This window comes from Pantoea sp. NPDC088449, from assembly GCF_044753225.1.
GTDB classification, from domain to species: Bacteria; Pseudomonadota; Gammaproteobacteria; order Enterobacterales; family Enterobacteriaceae; genus Pantoea; species Pantoea floridensis.
In genome coordinates this window covers 394,715-415,163 of record NZ_JBIVMT010000004.1, presented here as the reverse complement: position 1 = coordinate 415,163, position 20,449 = coordinate 394,715, and the positions used below count along the sequence as shown (strand labels likewise).

General features: G+C 52.3%; 17 protein-coding genes. 8 read left to right on the top strand and 9 right to left on the bottom strand.

Annotation, left to right across the window (positions count from 1 at the left end; genetic code table 11):
* Positions 1-115: 115 nt before the first annotated feature.
* On the top strand, positions 116-1,423 hold the full coding sequence (locus ACIP6T_RS19200) for an MFS transporter (RefSeq protein WP_400458421.1): 1,308 nt from the start codon (positions 116-118) through the stop codon (positions 1,421-1,423).
* Here ACIP6T_RS19200 and ACIP6T_RS19195 read toward each other — a convergent pair.
* The gene (locus ACIP6T_RS19195; RefSeq protein WP_097096139.1) at positions 1,410-2,108 is read right to left on the bottom strand and encodes a helix-turn-helix domain-containing protein; all 699 of its coding nucleotides are present in this window, start codon (positions 2,106-2,108) and stop codon (positions 1,410-1,412) included. The genes ACIP6T_RS19200 and ACIP6T_RS19195 overlap by 14 nt on opposite strands.
* 57 nt (positions 2,109-2,165) lie before the next feature.
* Between ACIP6T_RS19195 and ACIP6T_RS19190 the strand changes: the two genes are divergently transcribed.
* Positions 2,166-4,424 (top strand): FAD-dependent oxidoreductase, encoded by a 2,259-nt coding sequence (locus ACIP6T_RS19190; protein ID WP_400458571.1) that lies wholly within the window; start codon positions 2,166-2,168, stop codon positions 4,422-4,424.
* Here ACIP6T_RS19190 and argO read toward each other — a convergent pair.
* From argO to tkt, 6 genes are all read right to left on the bottom strand, one after another.
* The gene (gene argO / locus ACIP6T_RS19185) at positions 4,421-5,044 is read right to left on the bottom strand and encodes an arginine exporter ArgO (RefSeq protein WP_400458419.1); all 624 of its coding nucleotides are present in this window, start codon (positions 5,042-5,044) and stop codon (positions 4,421-4,423) included. The two genes, ACIP6T_RS19190 and argO, sit on opposite strands and share 4 nt — an antisense overlap.
* 130 nt (positions 5,045-5,174) lie before the next feature.
* Positions 5,175-6,050 carry a small-conductance mechanosensitive channel MscS gene (mscS, locus tag ACIP6T_RS19180; RefSeq protein ID WP_097096136.1) on the bottom strand — a complete coding sequence of 292 codons (876 nt, stop codon included), beginning with the start codon at positions 6,048-6,050 and terminating at the stop codon, positions 5,175-5,177.
* Positions 6,051-6,238: 188 nt separating this feature from the next.
* The gene (fbaA, locus tag ACIP6T_RS19175; protein WP_097096135.1) at positions 6,239-7,318 is read right to left on the bottom strand and encodes a class II fructose-bisphosphate aldolase; all 1,080 of its coding nucleotides are present in this window, start codon (positions 7,316-7,318) and stop codon (positions 6,239-6,241) included.
* Between the two features lie 104 nt (positions 7,319-7,422).
* On the bottom strand, positions 7,423-8,586 hold the full coding sequence (gene pgk / locus ACIP6T_RS19170; RefSeq protein WP_400458416.1) for a phosphoglycerate kinase: 1,164 nt from the start codon (positions 8,584-8,586) through the stop codon (positions 7,423-7,425).
* Positions 8,587-8,637: 51 nt separating this feature from the next.
* Positions 8,638-9,657 (bottom strand): erythrose-4-phosphate dehydrogenase, encoded by a 1,020-nt coding sequence (gene epd, locus ACIP6T_RS19165; protein ID WP_097096133.1) that lies wholly within the window; start codon positions 9,655-9,657, stop codon positions 8,638-8,640.
* 346 nt (positions 9,658-10,003) lie between these two features.
* On the bottom strand, positions 10,004-11,995 hold the full coding sequence (gene tkt / locus ACIP6T_RS19160; protein WP_400458414.1) for a transketolase: 1,992 nt from the start codon (positions 11,993-11,995) through the stop codon (positions 10,004-10,006).
* 273 nt (positions 11,996-12,268) lie between these two features.
* Here tkt and ACIP6T_RS19155 point away from each other — a divergent pair, with 273 nt between their 5' ends.
* Positions 12,269-13,021 carry a M48 family metallopeptidase gene (locus ACIP6T_RS19155; RefSeq protein WP_345828383.1) on the top strand — a complete coding sequence of 251 codons (753 nt, stop codon included), beginning with the start codon at positions 12,269-12,271 and terminating at the stop codon, positions 13,019-13,021.
* Positions 13,022-13,094: 73 nt separating this feature from the next.
* On the opposite strand, the gene ACIP6T_RS19150 is transcribed toward ACIP6T_RS19155, so the two are convergent.
* On the bottom strand, positions 13,095-13,499 hold the full coding sequence (locus tag ACIP6T_RS19150; protein WP_400458412.1) for a YidB family protein: 405 nt from the start codon (positions 13,497-13,499) through the stop codon (positions 13,095-13,097).
* 54 nt (positions 13,500-13,553) lie between these two features.
* Complete coding sequence (speB, locus tag ACIP6T_RS19145; RefSeq protein ID WP_097096129.1) at positions 13,554-14,474, bottom strand: agmatinase; 921 nt, start codon at positions 14,472-14,474, stop codon at positions 13,554-13,556.
* A gap of 920 nt (positions 14,475-15,394) precedes the next feature.
* On the opposite strand from speB, the gene ACIP6T_RS19140 reads away from it, so the two are divergent.
* From ACIP6T_RS19140 to ACIP6T_RS19120, 5 genes are read left to right on the top strand one after another with little or no spacing between them, the layout of a single operon-like run.
* Positions 15,395-15,763 (top strand): hypothetical protein, encoded by a 369-nt coding sequence (locus ACIP6T_RS19140; protein WP_400458411.1) that lies wholly within the window; start codon positions 15,395-15,397, stop codon positions 15,761-15,763.
* A gap of 19 nt (positions 15,764-15,782) precedes the next feature.
* The gene (locus ACIP6T_RS19135; RefSeq protein ID WP_400458409.1) at positions 15,783-17,558 is read left to right on the top strand and encodes a polysaccharide biosynthesis/export family protein; all 1,776 of its coding nucleotides are present in this window, start codon (positions 15,783-15,785) and stop codon (positions 17,556-17,558) included.
* Positions 17,559-17,611: 53 nt separating this feature from the next.
* Positions 17,612-18,412, top strand: coding sequence for an ABC transporter permease (locus tag ACIP6T_RS19130; RefSeq protein WP_400458407.1), 801 nt, complete (start codon positions 17,612-17,614; stop codon positions 18,410-18,412).
* Between the two features lie 11 nt (positions 18,413-18,423).
* Positions 18,424-19,074 carry an ABC transporter ATP-binding protein gene (locus ACIP6T_RS19125; RefSeq protein ID WP_097096126.1) on the top strand — a complete coding sequence of 217 codons (651 nt, stop codon included), beginning with the start codon at positions 18,424-18,426 and terminating at the stop codon, positions 19,072-19,074.
* A gap of 15 nt (positions 19,075-19,089) precedes the next feature.
* Positions 19,090-20,292, top strand: coding sequence for a Wzz/FepE/Etk N-terminal domain-containing protein (locus ACIP6T_RS19120; protein WP_400458405.1), 1,203 nt, complete (start codon positions 19,090-19,092; stop codon positions 20,290-20,292).
* The last annotated feature ends 157 nt before the right edge of the window (positions 20,293-20,449 follow it).

The window sequence follows — 20,449 nt, the reverse complement described above, 5'->3', positions numbered from 1 at the left end:
TCGGGCAATCTGCTGTTTTAACGTCGCCGCGATCGCAAAGTTTGGTGAACAGATTCGCCAAAACCCCACTAAAACGTTTCTATTAAAGAAACACTCGGCATTCGGGAGTTGCATAATGACTGAACAACCGCTGAGCCAAACCGCTACCAGCATGCGAGCAGGACGCACCCGCTTTCTGATGCTGGGTTTGGTGTTTATTAATATCATTATCAACTACATGGACCGCACCAATCTATCGGTTGCCGCCACTGAGATGGCGGGTGAATTACGCTTCACGCCGATGGAGATGGGGTTAATCTTTTCCGCCTTCGGCTGGATCTATGCCGCCTTGCAGATTCCCGGAGGATTTCTCATCGATCGTCTCGGAGCTCGCCTGGTCTACGGGGTTGGCTTATTTGTCTGGTCGCTCATTACCCTACTGCATGCTTTTGCCAGCACGTTCGCCGCGCTGTTTGGCCTGCGCTTGGGTGTCGGCGCGTTTGAAGCACCGGTGATGCCCGCCAATAATCGGGTGATTTCCAGCTGGTTTCCGGAGCACGAGCGCGCCAGCGCCATTGGTATCTACTCATCCGCACAGTTTGTCGGGCTGGCCTGTATGACACCGCTGCTGTTCCACGTGCAGGATGCGTTTGGCTGGCGCGGCCTGTTTCTCATCACCGGGTTGGCGGGCATGGTTTGGGCGCTGCTGTGGTATTGGCTTTACCGCGAGCCACATCAACATAAACGGGTCTCCGCAGCAGAACTGAACTACTTGCGCCATAACGGCGCGCTACTGCAGAGCGAGCAAGGCCATCACCCCACCAAAGCACGCTGGCGTGATTTAGCGCAGATGTTCCGCAGCCGCAAATTGGTCGGCATCTATATTGGACAATTCACCATCTCCGCCACCTTCTGGTTCTTTCTCACTTGGTTTCCCACCTATCTGGTGGAGTATCGCCACATGGGGTTCATCAAAAGTGGCTATGTGGCATCGGTGCCCTACTTCGCCGCTTTCTGCGGTGTGCTGCTGGCCGGATTTGCCTCAGATCGCATGATGCGACGGGGGGTATCCACCAGCGTGGCACGCAAGTTACCGGTGATCCTCGGGCTGTTCCTGACGCTTTTCATCCTCGGTGCCAATTACACCGACGATTCGACGCTGATCATTGTGTTTATGTCGCTGGCATTCTTCGGCAACGGTTTGGCAACCATCACCTGGGTTTTTGTCACCGCACTGGCTCCGCGCCATTTGATTGGCCTGGCGGGCGGCGTGTTTAACTTTACGGGTGCGCTCTCTTCCATCGTGGTGCCAATTGCCATTGGCGCCTTGATTGATGGCGACAACTTCGCACCAGCTTTGGCGTTTATCGCCGTGCTGGCCGCTATTGGTATCGGTAGCTATCTATTTATTGTGGGGAAAATTGACCATGTTAGTGCGGGCTAATCAAAACCTGCGCCAGAGTTTGCAGCTGTTGCAGACGCTCCGCGAGATGCGCCTCATCAGGTTGCCAGATTTTAGCAAAGGCCAGCGCCGCGCGATTGTTATCGATTGGCTGCGCCATGCTGATTTCACCGTCATCACGATGCCAAATCAGATGGTCTTCACCACGCTTGCGCGCCAGCAGCGGAGCAATTTGTTGCCACTGCGCATCGCTAAAGCGCGGTTGCAGCGCCTCATCACTTTCAGCCGCCAGCAGCGACACGCCAATTACCGATTGCCAGGCAGGCAGCATACGAAAGCCAGCCAGCGCCTGACTGGCGCTGGTACGTTCGCCGGGCTCAGAGTGCCAGATATAGATCACCTGATCTTCCCACAGTACGCCCAGGGCAACCACGATATCACGCGGCGCGTGAAGTTCCAGCTGTGGCAAAGCCTGCGCAAACAGCGAAGAGCCGCGAATCGCCTGCGCCGCCAGCGCGTGAATGCCAGGACCAGGCAGATAACGCCGATGTTCATCCTGCGTCGTCAGACCTATTGCTGCCATGGTCATCAGCAGCCGATTAACCCGCGTGCTATTCATCCCCATCTGACGTGCCAATTCACGACAACCTACGGCTTTGTCGCTGGAAACCAGATATTGCAGGCAGCGAATACCATCAATCAGGCTTTGGTTGGGTTGAGAAGACATAGATCACCTGCGGCGGGTAAAACTCAATCTTAGCCTTAGCCATAGAGGAATGAAATGATGCAAATTTTCTCATCACAAAATGCACGCGACTTTCCTCAGCAACAGCTGCAGGCAGACTTATTGGTTGCCGGTGGAGGTTTAGCGGGCGTGTGTGCCGCTTTAGCCGCTGCACGCGAGGGGCTGAGCGTGGTGTTGATTCAGGATCGCCCGGTGCTGGGCGGCAACGCCTCCAGTGAGGTACGCCTGTGGGCTAACGGTGCCACTTCTCACATGGGCAATAACAACCGCTGGGCGCGCGAAGGCGGCATCATGGGCGAGATCATGGAGGAGAATCTGTGGCGTAATAAAGAGGGCAATCCCGTGCTGTTTGATCTGGTGCTGCTGGATATTGTGCAGGCACAGCCGGGACTGACCTTACTGCTCAATACTGTGGTTACTGATATCGCAAAATCTGGCCGCCGCCTGCAGGCCGTACAGGCATTTAACGCTATCAACCAGACGCACTATCGGGTTTCGGCCGCGCAGTTTATTGATGCCAGCGGAGATGGCGTCCTGGGCTATCTGGCCGGTGCCGCACATCGTGTCGGCGCAGAATCCGTTGACGAGTTTGGCGAGAAAATGGCGCCAGGCGAAAATTTTGGCCACAAGCTCGGGCATTCGATCTACTTTTACACCAAACGCGCCGCACAGCCCGTCCGCTTTGTACCGCCCTCTTTTGCGCTGAAAGAGATCAGCGCTATTCCGCGCTACCAACGCCTGAATGCTACTCTCAACGGATGCGATTTATGGTGGCTGGAATGGGGCGGACGGCTGGATACCGTGCACGAAAGCGAAGCCATTAAGTGGGAACTGTGGAAAATTGTCTGGGGCGTGTGGGATTACATCAAAAACGCCGGTGAATTCCCGGATGCCGCTAACCTCACCATTGAATGGGTTGGGCTCATTCCCGGCAAGCGCGAGAGCCGACGTTTTCTTGGCGATACGCTGCTCTGCCAGCAGGACATCATTGAGCAGCGCGATCACTACGATGCCGTGGCGTATGGCGGCTGGTCGATTGATTTGCATCCGGCCGACGGCGTCTATAGCCAACACGAAGGGTGTCGTCAGTTTCACAGCAAAGGCACCTACACCATTCCATTCCGCGCGTTGTATAGCCAATCGCTGGATAATTTGCTGTTAACCGGCCGCCTTATCTCCGCAACGCACGTGGCATTTGGCAGCGCACGCGTGATGTGTACCTGCGGCGTACTGGGTGAAGCCGTGGGACGCGCAGCCGCCATCTGTCAGCGGCAACAGCTTACGCCCGCCGAGCTGGCGCAGCCGGATCGGGTGGGAGACTTGCAGCAACAGTTGCTGCGTCAGGGCGCATTTATACCGCGCGTGCCGCTGGCGAATCCCGCCCGAGACGCACAGGTTACGGTCAGCAGTACGCTACAGCTGCGCGCCCTGCCCGCGGATGCAGGATGGCAGCCCATGACATCTCGCTGCGCACTGCTGCTGCCGATAAAAGCAGGCGAACGGTTGCCGGCCATCACCGTGCAACTGCGTGCCGCGCGGGCGCAAACCTTACAGGTGTCGCTGCTCACCAGTGACAACCCCGCCAATACCTGCGGCGATCGCCCGCTCGCCGCGCAACGCATCGAGGTCAAGGATCAGGGCGCTTATCGCCTGAATTTTGATTATCTGGCCGATAGCGATCGCTATCTGTTTATCGCTTTTGCAGAGAATCCGGATATTGAGATGGCGCTGACCAGCCAGCGTTTGCCGGGCGTGATGATGGTGTTTAATAGCCTCAACCCTCGCGTAGCAAAACGTACCCGTCAGATTAATGATGGTGATTACGGGGTTGATGAGTTTGATTTTTGGTTGCCGCGTCGCGCGCCGCAGCAAATCCTGCTGGCCTTTGCGCTGGAAGCGCCGCTGCAGCTGTGGCATCGCGATTATTTGCTGAATGGCAAGTTACGTCCGGAACGCCACACAAACTGCTGGGTGCCGGCGCTGGACGACGCACATCCCCACGTAAGCTGGCAATGGCGGGAACCGCAGCAGGCGCGCCAACTCACCTTGTTATTTGATAACGATTTCGATCATGCGATGGAGACGGTGCAGATGGGGCATGCGCAGTCGATAACGCCACACTGCACCACGCATTATCGCTTGTGGCTGGATGACACATTACTGGTTGAAGTGCAGGAAAATCACCATTCACTGTGTCATCACCTTGTGCCGCAGGAAATGCGTTTCAGCCAGATCCGACTGGAACTGCTCGCCAGTGCGGGTTCGCTGCCCGCACTTTACGGCTTACATCTGCATTAGAACGCAGCTATCCCCTGGCGCGCCAGCTGGATGGCGATAAACCACATCACGCCACCAACCAGCAGATTAATAACGCGTTGCGCCCGCACGGTGCGCAATCGTGGTGACAGCCATGCCGCCATCAGTGCCAGGCCAAAGAACCAAATAATAGACGCGCTGACGGTGCCAAAGGCAAACCAGCGGCGTGCGTCCACTGATGGCAACTGACTGCCCAGGCTGCCAAGTACTACAAAAGTATCGAGATAGACGTGCGGATTCAGCCAGGTTACCGCCAATAGTGTGCCGATAATGCGCCAACGTCCCTGCTTCAGCTCGGCTTCAGAAGCCAACGACACATCACCTTGCCATGCACTGCGCAGCGCACCCCAGCCATACCACAGTAAAAATGCCACGCCCGCCCAGGTAATGATCATCAGTAAGATGGGTGATTGATTCAGCAACGCGCTGCCGCCAAAAATTCCACCACAGATCAGCGCAATATCGCTAAGGGTACAGAGCGCAGCGGTCATCAGATGGTAATGGCGCTTAATGCCCTGATTCATCACGAAAGCATTTTGCGGACCTAATGGCAGGATTAGCGCGGCACCAAGGGCAAGCCCTTGTAAATAAACAGATAACACAGTGTCATTCCTGAACAATAAGAAGATGCTGTGCAGTATAGTGAGGTGAGAGTATTAGAGGAAATTGAAAGAATTAATTGCTCATTAGTTTCATTAATAAAAAAGGCACCCGCAGGTGCCTCTTGCTCAATTACTCGGTGCGAGCGGGCAGCTGTTGCTCGCTTTTCACCTGATGCAGATGCACATCCATCTGCGGATAAGGAATACCAATTCCATTCGCATCCAGCGTGCGCTTGAAGTTCTTCATCAGGTCCCAATAGACGTTTTGCAGATCGCTGCTTTTGCTCCAGCAACGCACGACAAAGTTGAGCGAGGAGGCCGCCAGTTCGTTCAGGCCAATCTGGATACCGAGATCTTTTAAGACGCGCTCATCCGCTTCCACCACTTCCTGTAACAGTGCAATGACCTGATCAACATCCGCATCGTAGGCCACGCCAATGATGAATTCATTACGACGAATCGGTTCACGTGAATAGTTAATGATGTTGCCGGCAATGATTTTACCGTTTGGCACCACCACAATTTTGCCATCGGCGCTTTTCAGGGTCGTAGAGAAAATCTGTACGTTCTGCACGGTACCCATCACACCACCAAGATCAACAAACTCACCGGTTTTGAACGGACGGAAGGTCACCAGCAGCACGCCGGCAGCAAGATTCGACAGCGACCCTTGCAATGCTAAACCCACGGCCAAACCAGCGGCACCCAGCACGGCGATCACCGAGGCGGTTTGCACGCCAACGCGACCCAATGCAGCAATAATGGTGAACGCGATAACGCCGTATCGCACCATCGCCGAGAGGAAATCAGCCACGGTGGCATCAATATGACGCGCCAGCAGCACGCGGTTAATGGCATTTGAAATAATGCGTGCGATGAACATACCAATGATGATGGTAACGATCGCCGCCACAATATTGACCGCATAGCTAAGGATCAGTGCCTGATTACGTACCAGCCATCCACCGGCACTGTTAATGCCATTAACGACATTTAAGTCTTCCATTTGTTAGCCCTGTTATTGAGTTTCCCGCGGGAAAATGCAAAAAACTGCCAGATTGACTCCGACACTCCGATTACAAGGTTAAACAAAAATAGGGCGAAGCGCCAAAAATGGCCTGAATTCGTGGGATTTTCCAGACGAGACGCATAAAAAAAGGCCCTTTCGGGCCTTTATTGTACTGTAAGGAATAATTACAGGACGTCGACAGCGTTAAGTTCTTTGAATGCTTGTTCCAGACGAACAACCATTGATGCCTGCGCTGAACGCAGCCAAACGCGTGGATCGTAGTATTTCTTGTTCGGGCTATCAGCGCCGTTCGGGTTACCCAGCTGGCCTTGCAGATAAGCTTCGTTCTTTTTGTAGTACTGCAGGATACCGTCCCAAGTTGCCCACTGGGTGTCGGTATCGATGTTCATTTTGATTACGCCGTAACCGATTGATTCTTCGATTTCTGCCGCAGAAGAACCTGAACCACCGTGGAACACGAAGTTAAGCGCGTTGTGCGGCAGATTATGTTTCTTGGTTACGTATTCCTGAGAATCACGCAGGATGGTTGGGGTCAGTTTCACATTGCCTGGCTTGTACACGCCGTGCACGTTACCGAAGGAAGCCGCGATAGTGAAACGTGGGCTGATTTTGTTCAGCTCGGTGTAGGCGTAATCAACGTCTTCTGGCTGGGTGTACAGGGCAGAAGCGTCCATGTGGCTGTTGTCCACGCCGTCTTCTTCGCCACCGGTGCAGCCCAGTTCGATTTCCAGGGTCATATCCAGCTTAGCCATACGCGCCAGATATTTAGAGGAGATCTCGATGTTCTCTTCCAGTGACTCTTCAGACAGATCAATCATGTGCGAGGAGAACAGTGGCTTACCGGTTTTCTTGAAGTGCTCTTCGCCCGCGTCCAGCAGACCATCGATCCACGGCAGCAGTTTCTTCGCGCAGTGGTCGGTGTGCAGGATAACTGGCACGCCGTATTTTTCAGCCATCAGATGCACATGATAGGCACCCGCAATAGCACCAGCGATTGCCGCGCCTTGTGGCTCATCAGTTTTAAAACCTTTACCGGCGATGAAGGCAGCACCACCATTGGAGAACTGAACGATGACCGGCGCTTTCACTTTGGCCGCAGCTTCCAGTACCGCGTTGATGGAATCCGTGCCAACGCAGTTAACTGCAGGCAGAGCGAATTTGTTTTCTTTCGCTACTTGGAAAATTTTCTGAACGTCGTCACCAGTGACAACGCCGGGTTTTACGAAATCAAAAATTTTAGACATGGTTGTGTCCCGTTTCGTTACCGTTCATCCCCGAAGGGATTGCGATTTGATTGCCCAAAAAAGGGCTAGCCTTCAGGCGACGCCGAAGCGCCGCCCCCAAAGAGTTACTGCTTCGCGCGCTCTTCCAGCATAGCAACTGCTGGCAGTTTTTTGCCTTCCACGAACTCGAGGAATGCGCCGCCGCCGGTAGAGATATAGGAGATCTTATCTTCGATACCGAACAGGTCGATAGCGGCCAGCGTATCGCCGCCACCGGCAACAGAGAATGCATTGCTATCAGCGATGGCGTTGGCCACGATCTCGGTACCTTTACGGAAGTTCGGGAATTCGAACACGCCAACCGGACCGTTCCACAGGATGGTTTTCGCGTCTTTCAGGATCGCAGCCATCGCGTTCGCCGTTTCGTCGCCGAAGTCCATAATCTCTTCGTTATCCGCAACTTCGGTAACCTTTTTCACGGTTGCCGGTGCAGTTTCAGAGAATTCCGTGCCTACGCGGGAATCAGTAGGAACCGGGATGCCGTGCTCATCACGCAGCTTTTTCGCCGCTTCAACGAAGTCTGGCTCGTACAGAGATTTACCGACGTTATTGTCGATGGCAACGAAGGTATTCGCGATACCACCGCCCACGATCACGGTGTCGGCGATCTTAACCAGCGACTGCAGCACGTCAAATTTGGTAGAAACTTTAGAACCGCCTACCACAGCAACCAGCGGACGTTCTGGATTGCTCATCACTTTACCCAGTGCTTCCAGCTCAGCAGACAGCAGCGGACCGGCACAAGCGATAGGCGCGAACTTGCCCACGCCGTGGGTAGAAGCCTGCGCACGGTGCGCGGTGCCGAACGCATCCATGACGAAGACGTCGCACAGCGCGGCATATTTCTTCGACAGGGTTTCTTCGTCTTTTTTCTCGCCTTTGTTAAAGCGTACGTTTTCCAGCACCACCAGCTCACCCGCGCCAACTTCTACGCCTTCGAGATAGTCTTTCGCCAGGGTTACGTTGGTGCTGTTCAGTTTTTCTTTCAGGTAGTTAACAACCGGCAGCAGGGAGAACTCTTCGTTGTATTCACCTTCGGTCGGACGACCCAGGTGAGAGGTAACCATCACTTTCGCGCCCTGTTTCAACGCCGCTTCGATGGTAGGCAGAGAAGCACGAATACGTGCATCTGACGTCACTTTCCCTTCTTTCACTGGCACGTTGAGATCGGCACGGATCAGAACGCGTTTACCAGCAAGATCCAGATCGGTCATCTTAATTACAGACATGGTGAACCCTCTCGTTGATTCTCATAAGTTTTGCCAGACGCAGTCCGCGTCTTACCTGAAACCGCTTGCGGCCATTGCTAACGTCGTGTCGATCATGCGGTTAGCAAAGCCCCACTCGTTGTCACACCAAACCAGCGTTTTGATAAGGTGATGACCACTAACCCGCGTTTGCGTGCCATCAACGATGGCACTGTGCGGATCATGGTTAAAATCTACTGAGACTAACGGTAATTCCGTATAGTCAACTATACCACGAAACGCCCCTTCTGACGCGTTTTGCAGCAACGCGTTGACCTCACACGCCTTCACCGCCTCGCGCACAGACACGCTTAAATCAATGGCTGTCACGTTGATGGTGGGTACGCGCACCGCAATAGCCTCGAAGCGATCGTTAAATTTCGGAAAAATACGGGTAATGCCAGCAGCAAGACGCGTATCCACCGGAATGATCGATTGACTGGCGGCGCGGGTACGGCGCAGATCGCTGTGATAGGCGTCAATCACCTGCTGATCGTGCATCGCTGAGTGAATGGTGGTCACGGTGCCCGACTCAATGCCAAACGCGTCATCCAACAATTTGATCACCGGAATAATACAGTTGGTGGTACAGGATGCGTTGGAGACGATGCGGTCAGTTTGTTTAAGAGCCTGTTCGTTTACACCGAACACCACGGTGGCATCAAGATCGTTACCGCCAGGATGCGAGAACAACACTTTCTTCGCGCCCGCCAGCAAATGTGCCTCGCCATCGGCGCGGCTACCGTAAACGCCGGTGCAATCCAGCACGATATCCACATTCAATTCTCGCCACGGCAGCACCTCTATTTCGGCCTGATGCAGGATGCGGATGGTGTCCTCGCCAACAAACAGTTGGTCGCGCTCCTGGCGCACATCAAAGGCAAAACGTCCGTGGCTGGTATCGTACTTCAGCAGATGCGCCATGCCGGCGGCGTCCGCCAGTTCGTTAATGGCGACCACGGTGATTTCAGCCCGGCGGCCGGTTTCATACAGAGCGCGCAACACGTTACGCCCGATACGACCAAAACCATTTATTGCTACGCGAACGGTCATCTCTACCTTCAACAACACCCGAAAAAACGTGCCGATTAGCCTGAGCGTTTCACACCGTTTTGTACAGGGAATTATTGTCTGTCAGCAGAGGCAAAATGTAGAAACTCGCTCACAACTGAAACGGTTCAGCTAGAGTAATGCAAGAGAGGAATAACGGGAATGATTGCGATCAATTGAGTGGCAGAATATTGGATCCACGTCACAAATTTTGCATGAAGAAATTATTACTGCAGGAATAATTGAACCGTTTCAGGTTTGAGGTAGGAGATATGTAACAGATGCGCGCGATGAATCGCGCCGCTACAGGCGGTGCATAACCGGTAGCGGCGCAATTTATTACGCAAAATTACAGAATCGATTTCGCCGTCTTAACTACGTTCTCAACGGTGAAGCCAAACTCTTTGAACAGCTGATCCGCCGGCGCTGACTCACCGAAAGTGGTCATACCGACGATTGCGCCGTTCAGGCCGGTGTATTTGAACCAGTAATCGGCGATGCCCGCTTCGATTGCCACGCGAGCGGCAACGGCTTTCGGCAGCACGGATTCACGGTACGCCGCATCCTGCTTATCGAAGGCGTCGGTAGACGGCATAGAGACCACGCGCACCTTACGGCCTTCGGCCGTCAGCTGCTCATATGCCGCCACCGCCAGCTCCACTTCAGAACCGGTAGCGATCAGGATCAGCTCAGGCGTTCCCTGGCTGTCTTTCAGCACGTAACCACCGCGCACCACATTAGCCAGCTGCTCAGCGCTGCGATCCTGCTGTGCCAGGTTCTGACGCGAGAAGATCAGCGCCGATGGACCGTCAACGCGCTCGATGGCGTACTTCCACGCCACGGCAGATTCAACCTGGTCGCACGGGCGCCACAGGCTCATGTTTGGCGTCACGCGCAGGCTGGCCATCTGCTCAACCGGCTGGTGCGTTGGGCCATCTTCGCCCAGGCCAATCGAATCATGCGTGTAGACCATGATCTGACGGATTTTCATCAGCGCGGCCATACGTGCGGCGTTACGCGCGTACTCAACGAACATCAGGAAGGTGGCGGTGTACGGCAGGAAGCCGCCGTGTAGCGCAATACCGTTGGCGATAGCGGTCATACCGAATTCGCGCACGCCGTAGTGAATATAGTTGCCCGCCGCGTCTTCATTGATCGGCTTAGAACCCGACCACATGGTGAGGTTGCTTGGCGCCAGGTCAGCGGAGCCGCCCAGGTATTCCGGCAGGATTTTACCAAATGCTTCAATGGCATTCTGCGAGGCTTTACGGCTGGCGATTTTCGCCGGGTTGGCCTGCAGCTGCTCAATGAACTTCTGCGACTCGCTGGCCCAGTTAGCCGGCAATTCGTTGTTCACGCGACGCTTGAACTCAGCAGCCAGCTCTGGATGCGCGGCAGCGTAGGCAGCAAACTTCTTATCCCACGCAGACTCTTTCGCCTGGCCGGCTTCTTTAGCATCCCACTGCGCGTAAATGTCTGAAGGGATTTCGAACGGACCGTGGTTCCAGCCCAGCTGTTTGCGGGTCAGCGCGATTTCATCGGCACCCAGCGGCGCGCCGTGCGAGTCGTGCGTGCCGGCTTTGTTCGGCGAACCGAAGCCAATCACGGTTTTGCACATCAGCAGCGAAGGTTTATCGGAAACCGCTTTGGCTTCTTCCACCGCTTTCTTAATCGCGTCAGCGTCGTGACCGTCCACGCCGCGCACTACGTGCCAGCCGTAGGCTTCGAAGCGTTTCGCGGTGTCGTCCGTGAACCAGCCATCCACGTGGCCGTCGATAGAGATGCCGTTGTCATCATAGAAGGCAACCAGTTTGCCCAGCTTCAGGGTACCGGCGATGGAGCACACTTCGTGAGAAATGCCTTCCATCATGCAGCCGTCGCCCATAAACACGTAGGTGTTATGGTCTACGATGTCATGACCGGGACGGTTGAACTGCGCCGCCAGCGTGCGCTCGGCAATGGCAAAACCGACCGCGTTTGCAATGCCCTGACCCAGCGGGCCGGTGGTGGTTTCCACGCCAGCGGTGTAGCCGTATTCCGGATGACCTGGAGTTTTAGAATGCAGCTGACGGAAGTTCTGCAGTTCGCTCATTGGCAGGTTGTAGCCAGTGAGATGCAGCAGGCTGTAAATCAGCATTGAGCCGTGACCGTTAGACAGCACGAAGCGGTCGCGATCTGCCCACAGCGGGTTAGTAGGGTTATGGTTCAGGAAGTCACGCCACAGCACTTCGGCGATGTCCGCCATGCCCATTGGGGCACCCGGATGTCCCGAATTGGCTTTCTGTACTGCATCCATACTTAACGCGCGAATGGCGTTGGCAAGCTCTTTACGAGAGGGCATCTTCTACTCCAGGTCGGATTAATGCTCCGCCACGCTTAACTTATTGTAATTAATCAGTTATAAGGCGAAGCGAGAAAAAAGTCGCACATCAATGTACATGAAAATCAGGGCAAAAGTACATGCATCAGGGTGCTAAATCACGGCGATTCGGTTGCATTTCCAGCCTTGTCTGCTAGCAAGTGAACAACTTGCGAGCTATAACCAAAGCGTTTAAACGCCTGTGTCTGTTTCAGGTGTTTGTTTTCTTTACCTTGTTACTCAAAGGATGCTGATATGAAAATGAGAGCCACCGTTCTCGCTCTGGGCATGGCTTCGCTATTAAGCGGTTGCCAGGGATTCGATAACAACGCGCTGCTGCAATCTGGCGCACAGGCCTATCAGGCCTATACGTTGAACGATTCACAGGTGAAGGAGTTAAGCGATCAATCCTGTGCGCAGATGGATAAAGACAACCAACTGGCCCCCGCTAACAGTGAATATCAGCAGCGACTGAACAAAATCGCTGCCGCGCTGGGCGACAACATCAACGGCGTGCCGGCCAACTACAAGGTGTATCTCACCAAAGACGTCAATGCCTGGGCGATGGCGAACGGTTGCATCCGCGTCTACAGCGGGTTGATGGATATGATGACCGACAACGAAGTGGAGGGCGTACTCGGCCATGAAATGGGCCACGTGGCGCTTGGCCATACGCGCAAAGCGATGCAGGTAGCGCTCACCACCACGGCAACGCGCAGCGCGGCGGCATCGGTTGGCGGCGTGATTGGCTCGCTATCGCAGTCGGAACTGGGTGAAATGGGTGAGAAATTAGTGAATGCACAATTCTCGCAAACCCAGGAGTCTCAAGCTGATGATTACTCTTACGATCTGCTGAAAAAGCGCGGCATTAATCCACTCGGCTTAGCAACCAGTTTTGAGAAACTGTCGAAGCTGGAACAGGGTCATCAGAGCACAATGTTTGATTCGCATCCTGATTCTGCAGCCCGCGCGCAACATATTCGTGACCGGATTGCATCGGGTAAGTAATGCGCATAAAAAAGGAGCGCATCAAAGCGCTCCTTAACACGTAGGGTTGGCATTCATGCCAACCTGGCAAAACTCAGCGCTTAAACAAGCCGTCCACCATCGCGCCCAAATCCTGCGTACTGGACGTGTCGACGTGTCCCTGCGGCGACAGCTTATCAATTACCTGCGGCAGCAGCGCCGCCAGCGTGCCGGATGCACCATTCACATCGGTACCCAGCTTATCCGCCAGCGACTGCAGCTGATCCTGGCCGAGCGCATTTTGAATCTCGCCGCTATTAACCGGTTGATTGTTACCGCTGCCAATCCAGGTATTCAGCACCTGCCCCAGGCCGCCCTGCTGGAACTTTTGCAGCAACACTTCAACGCCGCCCTGCTCCTGCACCCAGTTCCAGATAGCCATAAGCTGCTGGAGCTGATTGCCCTGCCCGCTTCCGTTGTTATTTCTCAGCGATCCAACTAAATCATCAAGTAAGCCCATCGTTGCCTCCGCAGATTAATTGACTGCCAGTAAGTGTAGCCGCAAGCGCAAGGATTAACCTTTATTCGCGGCCTGTACGTGCAGCATATCGAGTGCCAACGTCGCCGCCGCCAGCGAAGTCAGATCCGCGTGATCGTAGCCCGGCGCCACTTCCACCAGATCCATACCGACAATATTCATGCCCTGCAAACCACGAATCAGCTTGGTAGCTTTGTCGCTGGTCAGGCCGCCAATCACTGGCGTACCGGTGCCCGGCGCGTGTGCCGGATCGAGGCAATCGATATCAAAGGTCAGATACACCGGCAGATCGCCAACGGTGCGCTTCACTTCCGCCAGAATATCGTCAACGCTGCGATCGTTGACCTGCGCCGCATCCAGCACGTTAAAACCGAGGCTCTTATCGAACTCAGTACGGATACCAATTTGCACAGAGTGCTGTGGATCGATCAGGCCCTCTTTCGGCGCGGTGAAGAACATAGTGCCATGATCGAAGGTTGGACCGTTGGAATAGGTATCGGTATGCGCATCAAAGTGCACCAGCGCCATTTTGCCAAAGTGCTTAGCGTGCGCGCGCAGCAGCGGCAGCGTCACGTAATGGTCACCACCGAAGGTCAGCATGCGCTTGCCGTTCGCCAGCAGCTTTTCAGCGTGCGCCTGCAGTTTATCTGACAGATCCTGTGAATCGCCGAAGGCATAAACCAGATCGCCGCAATCGACGACATTCAGACGCTGACGCAAATCGAAATCCCACGGCCAGCGGCAGCCTTCCCATGCCAGGTTAGTGGAGATCTGACGGATGGCGCCGGGTCCTAAACGGCTGCCCGGACGGCCTGATGTTGCCGCATCGAAAGGTACACCGGTGATCACCCACTCGGCGTCGCTGTCGTAAGGCTGGAAGTTAACCGGGAAACGCATGAAACCAAAGGCGTTGGAAACCAGGGAGTTATCGTACTGATTGCCCAGGGTGTTATACATAAATCGTCCTCTTCCTTATAAAGGCTAGGTTTAATACCCTCAATAATTCATGTTGCAGGACGGCGGCAAACGAGCGAATCCCGATGAACTTACTTAGGTAAGTGATTGGGATGAACGAGAGCAGCCAACGCGCCTACAGCATGAAGTATGGCGGATATAGATGAAAAAAATCCCCTCCGCGTCGTTAGCCCGACGAGGAAGGGATGTGTTAAGCGCGATTATCGCGAAGATTGCCTCGCCCTGCAATCGACGCTTGCAACGCCGATTAACAAAATAGCCACGAAGAAATATTGATAATGGACAAGATATTTTCAATTAACTTAATTATCCGACATCTTAAACCGGACTATAGACGTATTTTCATTTAGCAGCTTCAATTAGCCGATAAGCGTGCATTTTCGGGCGCGCGAATGATAATTCCTGAAGGTGCTGATTAAATAATCAAGCTTCATTTCAGCACGTTACTCCTCTCTACTTAAAATCCCTTTTCCGTACGCGCTCCTCTAGTTACCGAAATGCTTACAACTCTGTCAGCTCTTACGCAAATTCAATAATTTTAAGACACGTATAATACGGCTGTTTTTTGAGCATGGAGCCCATCTCAGAAAATAGCTTTATCTAATGAACTTGAAATGTTCCAGTGCACAGGTAGCTGTAAAGCCTGGGGCGGTAGCGTACCAATTTCCACCCCACTCTATTGGGGGCGCTTAGTTAAAAAATGATTCGAGGCGCATAAGGCTAATGTGCACCCACTCTTGTTTACTCATGATGTCGATTATCATTTTCTCTTCTAAGCCTTTTTTCAAATGCGGTTAATTACTTCTTTTCATTACTCATCATGAATATTTTGTTCATGCCATGCCGCATTGGTTTTTCAATATTTACACGTCAGGTTTTAAGTACATGGAAACTATTTGCAAATGAACAAAACTATTCGCTTTATGGTGATGCTGCTCGCTCTGCCTCTTGCTGGCTGCGCCTATTCGCCCAAGCAGGTCGACGCATCACGTCCGCTGGTCAATAAGTCCGATGCCACTCATCTCCAGGCGATGCCGGAAAATCTCCAGCAATCACTGAATACGCTGCCGCAGGGAGCTGCCCTGAGCGCCAATGGCGCCACCTTTACGCTAGGCCAGCGTTATGTTTCCGCCCTCGGGCAGGATTGCGTTGAGTTGTTAGTTAACAGTAATCGCAATCAGTCCCAACGTACCGCGTGTAAGAACGCTGATCGCTGGTATCTGATCCCACAACTGGAACAGGCGTCTGTCAGAAACCTGATCGCTGAGTAATAAATCGATGATAAATGTTGTGAAAAAAACCAAGTTTCGTCAATTAACCGCCCTGCTGCTGCTAATGTGCGCCGCTTGCAGCTCCTTAATAACGCACGCTGCCGACACACCGGATCAGGTACCCACGTTTGGCTTGAATGCCCCCGCTAATGCAGCCGACAGTGGGCGTACACAGCTTGGCGGCCAGGCTACGCTGGGTGGCCAGACTAATGCTGTACCGGGAGCCGGTACGTTTGCTCAGCAAAACCGTCAGGGCATGCTATTGCCGGGTGAAACAGACGTAAGAAAACTTCTGCCACAATCTGAATCAGGCCTGCCGCCACCTTATGGTGCAAACTTGTTTGCCGGTGGTTATGAAACCGAGCGCAGCGACGGATTGAATGACAATTATCTCATCGCGCCAGGAGATAAACTGAATATATGGATTTGGGGCGCAGTGAACTTCTCCAATGTCGTCACGGTTGATAACCAGGGGAATATTTTCATTCCTGATGTCGGCCCAATTAATGTGCAGAACGTGGCGGCCAGCAAAGTTAATAATTTGGTCAGTAGCCATATTAGCGATGTTTTCACCAATAATATTAGCGTTTACGTCAATTTATTAACAGCCACCCCAGTCAGCGTATTTGTCACTGGTCCAGTGATCCGTCCTGGGCAATATGCAGGACAATCATCGGACAGCGTTCTTTATTACCTGAAACGCGCTGGTGGCATTGATCCCGATCGTGGCAGCTATCGTCAGATTAAATTCATACGTCATAACCGGGTTATTCGCCAGATAGATCTCTACGAGTTTATGCAGCAAGGTAAGATGCCTAAACTTTCGCTGAAAGATCAGGACGTCATCCTCGTGGAACCGCAAGGTCCGATGATCAATGTCGCGGGGAAAGTGCGTAATCCCTTCCGTTTTGAGTTGAAGGAAAATGACACGCTGGGCTCGGAGCTCATCGACTATGCGCTCCCTCTGGCAAAAGTCAGTCACGTGGGTGTTATTGGTACCCGCTCTTCCGGACCTTTCTCGGTATATCTTCCTTATAAAGATTTTGCTCACATCCAGCTTAACGACGGTGACAAAGTCCTGTTTAACGATGATATGCATGCCCAGGTTTACGATGTGCAGGTTTCGGGCAGTTATCAGGGGCCTTCTTTCTTCACCGTGCGCAGAGAAACCCGACTGCATGACCTTCTAAATCACATTCCGATTGATCCTAACCTGGCAGATTACGGCTCCATTTATGTCATGCGTAAAAGCGTGGCGGCGCGGCAAAAAGAGATGCTGGATGAGTCGCTGAACCGCCTGGAACGCAGCGTATTTACGGCTCCTGCCAGCTCGGATGGAGAAGCCTCTATTCGCGCCAAAGAAGCTGAACTGGTGATGAAGTTTGTGGAGAAAGCACGCAAAGTTCAGCCATTAGGTAAAGTGGTGGTCGCCGATAAAGGTGTGATTGCCAATATCCAGCTGGAGCAAGGCGATCAGATTGTTATCCCGTATAAAACTGACCTGATTCAGGTGGGTGGCGAAGTTATGGTGCCGCAGGCCGTGGTCTTTAACCCACATGCCAGCCTCGATGACTATGTAGCCTGGGCAGGTGGCTTTACTGAGCGCGCCAATGACCAACGTATTGCGGTTATTCATGCCAACGGGCTAATGGAGTTTATGGGCAAAGGCGATGTGATGCCGGGCGATCAGATTCTGGTCATGCCGAAAGTTGATAGCAAAACCCTGCAGTCAATCAAGGACATTACCCAAATCATCTATCAAGTTGCCGTGGCTTCGAACGTAATCCTGAGATAATCCCCAAGGTAGCCTCGCCTGCAGGTGAGGCTACCATAAGGTCATAATTTCCTATGTTTAAACCCGTTCTTAACCAAACGCCGCGCAGCTCGTTTCAGGTGCTACGCGATGTCACCTTTGGCCTGCTTATCCGTGAATTGAAAACCCGCTTTGGCAGCTACCGACTAGGGTATGCGTGGGCCTTATTGGATCCATTGCTGATGATTAGCGTATTTAGCTTAGTTTTTGGCATGCGCGGACAAAGTGGGTTTGGCGGGGCACCTGCCCCCTTATTTATAACCGCCAGTTATTTGCCCTTTTTGTTTTTCCGAAATGTGGTGAGCAAACTTCAATCGGCGGTCAGTGCGAATAAAGCCCTGTTTTGTTACCGGCAGGTCACACCGTTCTCCACTTTTGTTGCTCGCTTTATTCTCGAAGCCATTATTGGTCTGTTTGTGGGCTGCGTACTGGTATTGGGATTATTATGGTTTGGTTTTGATGCTATTCCGCATGATCCTTTGCAGGTCATTCTTATCTATTTCTTACTGATGATTTTTTCATTTTCACTCGGTATAAATTTCTGTGTTCTAAGTAATTTATTTAAAGAAGCAGATAAGTTCCTCAGCCTAATGATGATGCCACTGATGTTTATCTCCTGCGTTATGTATCCCCTTGCAACCGTACCACCGCAGTTTCAGCACTGGTTTATTTGGAACCCGCTGATACATGCCGTTGAGCTGATACGCTGCGGCTGGATAGCGGGCTATGTCAGCCCAGACGTCAGCTGGAGCTACCTAATCAGCTTAACGTTAGTGCTACTGACATTTGCCATGAGTTGCTATCGCCTGAGCCATCGTCGACTGCTCGCCAGCTAGAGCTTAATAAGATGATTATTCTTGATAACGTAACGAAGTATTATCCCACCAAATTTGGCCGCAACTATATATTGCGTGACGTGAGCCTGACATTACCGCGCAATCGCAATATCGGTATTTTGGGATCGAACGGAGCAGGAAAATCCACCCTGCTGCGCCTGCTGGGCGGGATGGATATGCCCAATAAAGGAAAGCTAACGCGTCACTGTCGTGTTTCCTGGCCACTCGCTCTTGGCGGTGGTTTTCAGGGCAGTATGACCGGACGAGAAAATACCCGCTTTGTCTGCCGTATCCATGGTGTACGTGACACACAGGCTATTGAAGAGTGGGTGAAAGAGTTCTCAGAAATCGGCCAGCATTTTGAATTGCCGATTAAAGCCTATTCCAGCGGTATGAAATCAAAATTCGCATTTGCCATGAGCATGGCCTTTGATTTTGACATCTATCTGACTGACGAGATTACCTCAGTAGGCGATGCCCGCTTTAAACAGAAGTGCATTGACGTCTTCACAGAAAAACGCCAAACCGCAAACCTGATTATGGTCACACACGATATAAAGAACTTACGCCAGCAATGCGACATGGGAATAGTGCTGCGTAATAACACTCTTGAGATGTTTGACGATATTGAAGACGCCATCCGTATTTATCAAAATTTATAACAAGCCAATAAAACCATGAACCAGCCAACTCGATCCAAACCCGCTTCGTGTTTAAAGCGCAAACTTAAAAAATTAAAAACCAAGCCTAAAAGTTTTATTGTTGATTCTAAAGGCTATAGCCTTGCTCATCGTTCTTGGAAAAAAAGCCTCAAGCTTGGCAGCTTTCTCTGGGTGGTGGTCTGTTTTGCCATAGCCGGAATCTACTTTGGTTTTATCGCCTCCGATCGCTATGTCAGCCGGGCTGAGATCGTTGTAAAGCAAGCAGACCAGCTTAAAATGTTGCCCGATGCCCTATCTTTGCTGGGTCTGGGTGGCAGTAATCATCAGGATGTGCAGCTTATCCAGGAGTATCTTAAATCTCCCGATCTGCTGGCAAAACTGGATAAAGAATTGGGCTTGAAAGCCCATTACCAGAACCACCAAGTAGACTTTTTTTCCCGTCTCGGTAGCAACATCAGCCAGGAAGCATTCCTCAAATATTATCGCGATCATCTGGCGCTGCGTCTGGATGAAATATCCGGCGTAATGACAATCGAACTGCAGGCCTTTGAGCCAGCGTATGGCCAGAGAGTCATCAAATTGATGTTGCTAGAATCCGATCGCTTTATTAATAAGCTGGGGCATCAGGTGGCGCTGGAACAGCTCGCCTTTGTTGAAAAAGAAGTCGGCCGTGCTTACCAACGGCTTCAGGCCGAGAAAGTCAAAGTGCTGGAGTTCCAGAATAACCACCACCTGATTAGCCCGGAATCTACCAGCAGCGCCCGCTTGGGTGTGGTAAGCCAAATTGAAGGCGAATTGGCGCGTCAGCAGGCACAACTGAAACAGTTACAAAGCTACATGAACGAAACGGCACCTGCCGTTATCTCTGCGCAGGCCACCGTCAATGCATTAACTCAACAGCTAACGCAGGAACAAAACCGCTTAACAGGCGTTGATAAAAACGCCATGAATGAAGTCACCGCCAGTTATTTAGATGTACAAACCCAGGCGACACTGGCGGCAGACATCTATAAAACAGGGCTTATTACCCTTGAGCAGTCCAGAGTCGAAGCGTACCGCAAACTTAAGCATCTATTGGTGGTTAGCCAGCCTTCGCTCGCTGAAGATGCTGAATATCCGCGACGTCTATATAACTTAGCCACCGTCGGCGTACTGCTTAGTTTGATGTATGGCTTGATTGTGATGGGACTGGCTACTTTGCGTGAGCATCAGGATTAAATTACTGATAAGTGATAAGTCAATGACGAATATAATTTAAAGATAAAAACTTAGCTATTTTTTAAAAGCTCGGGATAAGAGATAAGAATATATGATCAATTAATATATCCTAATTAACTTCCTGCATCTCCACAATATAGTTATTAAACACTTTTAT